Source organism: Streptomyces sp. SID14478, assembly GCF_010548525.1.
Lineage (GTDB): Bacteria > Actinomycetota > Actinomycetes > Streptomycetales > Streptomycetaceae > Streptomyces.
Map to the genome: position 1 here is coordinate 1 of NZ_JAAGMG010000158.1, position 1,504 is coordinate 1,504.

Below are 1,504 nucleotides of genomic sequence, written 5' to 3' on the forward strand. Positions count from 1 at the left end.
TACGGGAGCGGCCCGGGCTACGGCGCCCCCGGCCAGCCCGGCTGGGGCGGCGGCTGGCAGGGCAAACCGATCGCGGCCAAGCCCGGCGTCATCCCCCTGCGCCCGCTCGGTGTCGGCGAGATCCTCGACGGCGCGGTGTCCACGATGCGCACGTACTGGCGCACCGTCCTCGGCATCTCGCTCGCGGTCGCCGTGCTCACCGAGGTCCTCGTCGTCCTCCTGCAGGGCTTCGTCCTCAACGACTCCGCGACCACCGACGCCCTCGACGACCCGAGCGCCACCGCGGGCGAGGTCACCCGCGCCATGGGCGACGTCCTGATCGGCTCGGGCGTGGTGCAGGTGATCACGCTGCTCGGCACGATCATCGCGACGGCCCTGCTCACCGCGGTCACCAGCCGCGCCGTGCTCGGCCGGTCCGTCACCATAGGGGAGGCCTGGCGCGACGCCCGGCCCCAGGTCCTCAGGCTGCTCGGCCTGACCCTGCTGCTGCCGCTGATCGCCGCCGCGATCGTCTTCGTCGGCACCGTCCCCGGCATCCTCGTCGGCGTACTCGGCTCCTCCGGCGCGGGACTGGCACTCGCGATCCTCGGCGGTCTCGCCGGACTCGTGGTCGCGATCTGGCTCATCATCCGCTTCTCGCTCGCCTCGCCCGCGCTGATGCTGGAGAAGCAGACGGTCCGCAAGGCGCTGGGCCGCTCCGTCAAGCTCGTCCGCGGTTCGTGGTGGCGGGTCTTCGGCATCCAGATCCTCGCCTCGATCATCGCCGGCGTCGTGGCGTCGATCATCCTGGTGCCCTTCAGCCTCATCGCGGGCGTGGTCAGCGGCGACGGCGTCGGCAGCTTCCTCGACAGCGGGGGCGACGTCGGCTGGGCCTTCCTGATCGTCAGTGGCATCGGCGCGGTGGTCGGCTCCACCATCACCTTCCCGATCACCGCGGGCGTCACCGTGCTGCTCTACATCGACCAGCGCATCCGCCGCGAGGCCCTCGACCTCGAACTCGCCCGCGCCGCGGGCCTGCAGGGCTACGGGAACACCCCCGGCGCCACCCCGGGGAGCTGATGCGGTGAGCGCGCCCGGGGGAGTGCTCAGGGCTGCGGCCTGGCTGACCCGCGCCGGAGGCGACGAGCCACCGGTGACGATCCCGCGCGATCCCGCGCGCGAGGCGGCGAAGCGAGAGCTGTCCAAGCCCGCGTACCACGAGAACGACCCGAGCTGGTTCATGCGCGCCCTGAACAAGTTCTGGGAGTGGGTCGACAAGCTGTTCTCCGCCGCTTCGGGGGTCGCGCCAGGCGGCTCGCTCGGCCTGGTGGTCATCCTGATCGCCGTCGTGGCCGTGGCCGCCGCCCTGTGGTGGCGCCTGGGCACCCCGCGCCGCTCCCCCACCTCCGCGGCCCCGCTCTTCGACGACCGCCCGCGCACCGCCGCCGAACACCGCTCCGCGGCCGAGGCGCACGCCGCCCAGGGCCACTGGAACCAGGCTGTCCAGGAGCGCATGCGCGCCCTG

At 73.3% G+C, this 1,504-nt stretch carries 1 protein-coding gene and 1 pseudogene; both read left to right on the plus strand.

Going from position 1 to position 1,504, the window contains the following annotated elements; translation table 11 throughout:
• Window positions 1-1,059: glycerophosphoryl diester phosphodiesterase membrane domain-containing protein (locus G3I40_RS06325; protein WP_164301173.1), on the plus strand; the 1,059-nt coding region annotated here is incomplete at its 5' end.
• Window positions 1,060-1,063: 4 nt separating this feature from the next.
• Window positions 1,064-1,504, plus strand: a pseudogene (locus G3I40_RS06330) (hypothetical protein); the annotation flags it as partial.